A 6141-nucleotide genomic window follows, 5' to 3' on the forward strand; every position below is an offset into this window, starting at 1 on the left:
CCCAATGACGATGGACGCCCGCATCCTCCACGCCCGCAGCGGCGTCACGCTCGAGCAGAAGGACGATGTCTATAGGGTCTCAAGCCTGCGGCTGTCCGACCCGGCGACTTTCTCGGAAGAGGCGGACGCCCAACGCGCCTTCGATAATGAGGTCGCGGCTTCCGAGCAGGATCCAGAGCTGATGTCGCGTCTCGGCGGGGCCTGAAAAGGCGAAGCGCCCGGATTTGCTGGCCCCGAACAGGCTCGGGGACTGCGATTCCTGATCGACGATCATGAGTCTGCGAGAAACTTCCCCAATCTCATCAGAATCCGCTTGCTGACAAATCAGCCTCTCCGTATAGAGCCGCCTCGCTCGGAAACGGGCTGGCCGACGGGGCCGCGGGGGTGAAAGTCTCCAAGGTCCCACGGAAGAAAGAAGCGAAAAACTTCTTGCTTTCATCGGTTGGTTTAACTAGGTTCCGCGCTCCAATCGAATCGCCGACGGGTTTTCAGAGGTAAGCCTCGCTTTCCTCCGGTGGTTTCTTGCGGTCTGAAGGGTTCGCTCTTCTCTCCGAAAGATCTCTGAAAAGAGCGGTTGACACGGGGTTTGCGGTTCTCTAAATCGCCGCCTCCGCCGACGACACGGCGCTAAACGGTCGGGCCTCTTCGGAGGTTCCAGGTCTTTGACATTGTTGATTTGGAAAGAGAAACGCAGGCGGCGGTGTTCTTGCGATGACCCTAGAAGGTCATCATACGACACTGACTATCTGCGGTCTTTTTGAAAAGATACCATGCGTCGGTCTTCGGATCGATGACGTGGGAACTCGTCAATAAAATACGTAGAACTAATGCCAAGACCGCTTCGGTGGTCTTTAAGCTTAGGTCAGAAGTCAACTCAACCTGAGAGTTTGATCCTGGCTCAGAGCGAACGCTGGCGGCAGGCCTAACACATGCAAGTCGAACGAACTCTTCGGAGTTAGTGGCGGACGGGTGAGTAACACGTGGGAACGTGCCTTTAGGTTCGGAATAACTCAGGGAAACTTGTGCTAATACCGAATGTGCCCTTCGGGGGAAAGATTTATCGCCTTTAGAGCGGCCCGCGTCTGATTAGCTAGTTGGTGAGGTAAAGGCTCACCAAGGCGACGATCAGTAGCTGGTCTGAGAGGATGATCAGCCACATTGGGACTGAGACACGGCCCAAACTCCTACGGGAGGCAGCAGTGGGGAATCTTGCGCAATGGGCGAAAGCCTGACGCAGCCATGCCGCGTGAATGATGAAGGTCTTAGGATTGTAAAATTCTTTCACCGGGGACGATAATGACGGTACCCGGAGAAGAAGCCCCGGCTAACTTCGTGCCAGCAGCCGCGGTAATACGAAGGGGGCTAGCGTTGCTCGGAATTACTGGGCGTAAAGGGAGCGTAGGCGGACATTTAAGTCAGGGGTGAAATCCCGGGGCTCAACCTCGGAATTGCCTTTGATACTGGGTGTCTTGAGTATGAGAGAGGTGTGTGGAACTCCGAGTGTAGAGGTGAAATTCGTAGATATTCGGAAGAACACCAGTGGCGAAGGCGACACACTGGCTCATTACTGACGCTGAGGCTCGAAAGCGTGGGGAGCAAACAGGATTAGATACCCTGGTAGTCCACGCCGTAAACGATGATTGCTAGTTGTCGGGATGCATGCATTTCGGTGACGCAGCTAACGCATTAAGCAATCCGCCTGGGGAGTACGGTCGCAAGATTAAAACTCAAAGGAATTGACGGGGGCCCGCACAAGCGGTGGAGCATGTGGTTTAATTCGAAGCAACGCGCAGAACCTTACCACCTTTTGACATGCCTGGACCGCCAGAGAGATCTGGCTTTCCCTTCGGGGACTAGGACACAGGTGCTGCATGGCTGTCGTCAGCTCGTGTCGTGAGATGTTGGGTTAAGTCCCGCAACGAGCGCAACCCTCGCCATTAGTTGCCATCATTTAGTTGGGAACTCTAATGGGACTGCCGGTGCTAAGCCGGAGGAAGGTGGGGATGACGTCAAGTCCTCATGGCCCTTACAGGGTGGGCTACACACGTGCTACAATGGCGACTACAGAGGGTTAATCCTTAAAAGTCGTCTCAGTTCGGATTGTCCTCTGCAACTCGAGGGCATGAAGTTGGAATCGCTAGTAATCGCGGATCAGCATGCCGCGGTGAATACGTTCCCGGGCCTTGTACACACCGCCCGTCACACCATGGGAGTTGGTTCTACCCGAAGGCGCTGCGCTGACCGCAAGGAGGCAGGCGACCACGGTAGGGTCAGCGACTGGGGTGAAGTCGTAACAAGGTAGCCGTAGGGGAACCTGCGGCTGGATCACCTCCTTTCTAAGGATGCTTCTCCAGGCCGTCTCTCACGAGACTGTCTATTGAGGCTCCAATAGCTGATGCGCTCAAGCAGCAATGCGATAGCGCTAGGCACAAACGGCGGAACGCCGCCGTCTCCGTTTCTCTTTCCACTTTCGTCATCGACGCCTCGACCATACGGGTCGTTGAGTTGGTGACGCGATCGCGAGCCTGGGTGTCTATGACCCGGCTGTCGCTGCCATAGGCCCGTAGCTCAGGTGGTTAGAGCGTACGCCTGATAAGCGTAAGGTCGGCAGTTCGAGTCTGCCCGGGCCTACCAGGACTTCTGGTTCGCTGGGGGTTCTCAGCCTCAAGACGGCATCGCCGACAGCTCTCCTGGGCTTCGCACTGTTCCTGATGGAATGGGGCCATAGCTCAGTTGGTAGAGCGCCTGCTTTGCAAGCAGGATGTCGTCGGTTCGACTCCGTCTGGCTCCACCAGGATCTTGTGATCGCATCAAGAATTGCCCGTCGGCGCTCGCCGGCTGGCATTGATATCGTAAAGGAAGAACGTGACCGGCTCCCCTGAGCTTTTAGGTCTTGTTCGAGAAGAAGACATTGTCTGACAAAAATCAGGCTTGGTCCCCCGGCATCTTTCCAGTCGGGCGGAATAAACCAAGCATGAGTTTTGCTGAGAAACGATCAAACGTTGAAGGGCTTCTGACGGATGCCTTGGCGTAGAGAGGCGATGAAGGACGTGGCAAGCTGCGATAAGAACCGGGGAGGCGCTAGCACCCTTTGATCCGGTTATTTCCGAATGGGGAAACCCACCTTTACAGTCTTCCAACTCTGTTTCTTCGGAAGCAGCGATTGGCGGATTGTTAAAAGGTATAATGAGCTGAATACATAGGCTTCATTAAGCGAACCCGGGGAACTGAAACATCTCAGTACCCGGAGGAAAGGACATCAACCGAGACTCCCGTAGTAGTGGCGAGCGAACCGGGACCAGGCCAGTGCTCTTGTGAAATAAAGACGAACGATCTGGAAAGGTCGGCCATAGTGGGTGAAAGCCCCGTAGTCATCAAACAGCAAGAGACTCGAGTAGGGCGGGACACGTGAAATCCTGTCTGAACATGGGGGGACCACCCTCCAAGCCTAAGTACTCCTCTACGACCGATAGTGAACAAGTACCGTGAGGGAAAGGTGAAAAGCACCCCGACAAGGGGAGTGAAACAGATCCTGAAATCGGAAGCCTACAAGCAGTCGGAGCCGCCAAGCGCGGTGACGGCGTACCTTTTGTATAATGGGTCAGCGACTTCATGTGTCGAGCAAGCTTAAGCCGTTAGGTGTAGGCGCAGCGAAAGCGAGTCTGAATAGGGCGCTAAGTTCGACGTATGACGACCCGAAACCAGGTGATCTATCCATGAGCAGGTTGAAGGTTGGGTAACACCAACTGGAGGACCGAACCCGTGAATGTTGAAAAATTCTGGGATGACTTGTGGATAGGGGTGAAAGGCCAATCAAACCTGGACATAGCTGGTTCTCCGCGAAATCTATTTAGGTAGAGCGTCCGACGAATTCCTTGGGGGGTAGAGCACTGGATGGTTGCGGGCTGCGCGAGCGGTACCAATACTAACCAAACTCCGAATACCCAAGAGAACTATCGGGCAGACACACGGCGGGTGCTAACGTCCGTCGTGAAAAGGGAAACAACCCTAACCATCATCTAAGGCCCCCAAGTCACGGCTAAGTGGGAAACGATGTGGGATTGCTTTGACAATCAGGAGGTTGGCTTAGAAGCAGCCATCCTTTAAAGAAAGCGTAACAGCTCACTGATCAAGCGATCCTGCGCGGAAAATGTAACGGGGCTCAAGCCGTGCGCCGAAGATATGGGTTTGCAGTTTACTGCAAGCGGTAGCGGAGCGTTCCGTAGGCCGGTGAAGGTCAGGCGTGAGCCTGGCTGGAGGTATCGGAAGTGAGAATGCTGACATGAGTAACGATAAGAGTGTGAGAGACACTCTCGCCGAAAGACCAAGGGTTCCTGCGTAAAGCTAATCTGCGCAGGGTTAGTCGGCCCCTAAGGCGAGGCTGAAAAGCGTAGTCGATGGGAAGCAGGTAAATATTCCTGCACCAGCTGGAAGTGACGGATGGCTTAACTCGTACCCACTTATTGGATTGTGTGTGCGGGGGCGTTGTCCCAGGAAATAACTCCAGCAGAGACCGTACCCGAAACCGACACAGGTGGTCAGGTAGAGCATACCAAGGCGTTTGAGAGAACTATGCTGAAGGAACTCGGCAAATTGCACGCGTAACTTCGGAATAAGCGTGACTCACCTTGCGCAAGCAGGACTGAGTGGCACAAGCCAGGGGGTAGCGACTGTTTAGCAAAAACACAGGGCTCTGCGAAGCAGCAATGCGACGTATAGGGTCTGACGCCTGCCCGGTGCCTGAAGGTTAAAGGGAGATGTGAAAGCGTCGAACTGAAGCCCAGGTAAACGGCGGCCGTAACTATAACGGTCCTAAGGTAGCGAAATTCCTTGTCGGGTAAGTTCCGACCTGCACGAATGGCGTAACGACTTCCCCACTGTCTCCAGCATAGGCTCAGTGAAATTGAATTCCCCGTGAAGATGCGGGGTTCCCGCGGTCAGACGGAAAGACCCTATGAACCTTTACTATAGCTTCGCCTTGGCGTTAGCGACCGTATGTGTAGGATAGGTGGGAGACTATGAAACCGGGGCGCCAGCTCTGGTGGAGTCGTCCTTGAAATACCACCCTTACTGTCGTTGACGTCTAACCGAGGGCCGTTATCCGGTCCCGGGACATGGCGTGGTGGGTAGTTTGACTGGGGCGGTCGCCTCCTAAAGTGTAACGGAGGCGCGCGATGGTGGGCTCAGACCGGTCGGAAATCGGTCGTCGAGTGCAATGGCATAAGCCCGCCTGACTGCGAGACTGACAAGTCGAGCAGAGACGAAAGTCGGCCATAGTGATCCGGTGGTCCCGAGTGGAAGGGCCATCGCTCAACGGATAAAAGGTACTCTAGGGATAACAGGCTGATTTTGCCCAAGAGTCCATATCGACGGCAAAGTTTGGCACCTCGATGTCGGCTCATCACATCCTGGGGCTGGAGCAGGTCCCAAGGGTATGGCTGTTCGCCATTTAAAGTGGTACGTGAGCTGGGTTCAGAACGTCGTGAGACAGTTTGGTCCCTATCTGCCGTGGGTGTTCGAAGCTTGAGAGGATCTGTCCCTAGTACGAGAGGACCGGGATGGACATACCTCTGGTGTACCTGTCATGGCGCCAGCTGTGCAGCAGGGTAGCTAAGTATGGAATAGATAACCGCTGAAAGCATCTAAGCGGGAAACTAACCTCAAAACAAGGCTTCGCTGAGGATCGTGGAAGACTACCACGTTGATAGGCCAGGTGTGGAAGTGGGGCGACCCATGAAGCTTACTGGTACTAATAATCCGATCGGTTTGATCGTTTCTCAGCAAAACTCATTCGATGATTGCTCCTTGACCAGAGCAATCTCAGACAATGTCTTCTCATCATCCGCTGTCCCCCTGGTTGACCTGGTGGCTATGTCGGAGGTTCCCCACCCGATCCCATTCCGAACTCGGTCGTTAAGCCCTCCAGAGCCAATGGTACTTCGTCTCAAGGCGCGGGAGAGTAGGTCGCCGCCGGGTCTACCAGGCGGACAGCCGATGATGAACAAACACCGCAATCGCGGTCCTTCTCGAACCGTTCTTCCTTCACGATACACTACCGTTTGCCGCGGGATGGAGCAGCCCGGTAGCTCGTCAGGCTCATAACCTGAAGGTCGTAGGTTCAAATCCTACTCCCGCACCCAA

General features: G+C 54.8%; 1 protein-coding gene, 3 tRNA genes and 3 rRNA genes. All 7 read left to right on the forward strand.

Annotation, left to right across the window (positions count from 1 at the left end; translation table 11 throughout):
- Positions 1-4: 4 nt before the first annotated feature.
- Positions 5-205 (forward strand): hypothetical protein, encoded by a 201-nt coding sequence (locus B3T77_RS02550; RefSeq protein WP_284877043.1) that lies wholly within the window; start codon positions 5-7, stop codon positions 203-205.
- A gap of 670 nt (positions 206-875) precedes the next feature.
- Positions 876-2336, forward strand: a 16S ribosomal RNA gene (locus tag B3T77_RS02555).
- Between the two features lie 221 nt (positions 2337-2557).
- Positions 2558-2634: transfer RNA gene (locus B3T77_RS02560), tRNA-Ile, on the forward strand.
- 84 nt (positions 2635-2718) lie between these two features.
- Positions 2719-2794: transfer RNA gene (locus B3T77_RS02565), tRNA-Ala, on the forward strand.
- A gap of 199 nt (positions 2795-2993) precedes the next feature.
- Positions 2994-5774, forward strand: a 23S ribosomal RNA gene (locus B3T77_RS02570).
- Positions 5775-5861: 87 nt separating this feature from the next.
- A 5S ribosomal RNA gene (rrf, locus tag B3T77_RS02575) occupies positions 5862-5976 on the forward strand.
- The 16S, 23S and 5S rRNA genes sit together here with 3 tRNA genes alongside, the layout of an rRNA operon.
- Before the next feature lie 87 nt (positions 5977-6063).
- Positions 6064-6140 (forward strand) — tRNA-Met (locus B3T77_RS02580).
- Position 6141 lies beyond the last annotated feature (1 nt).

This window comes from Brevundimonas sp. UBA7838 (assembly GCF_002500885.1).
Classification (GTDB): domain Bacteria; phylum Pseudomonadota; class Alphaproteobacteria; order Caulobacterales; family Caulobacteraceae; genus Brevundimonas; species Brevundimonas vesicularis_C.

What these genes read in the sequence shown, in the direction of transcription:
- B3T77_RS02550 (WP_284877043.1), top strand. Translation starts at nt 5, where the DNA reads ATGACGATGGACGCCCGCATCCTCCACGCCCGCAGCGGCGTCACGCTC.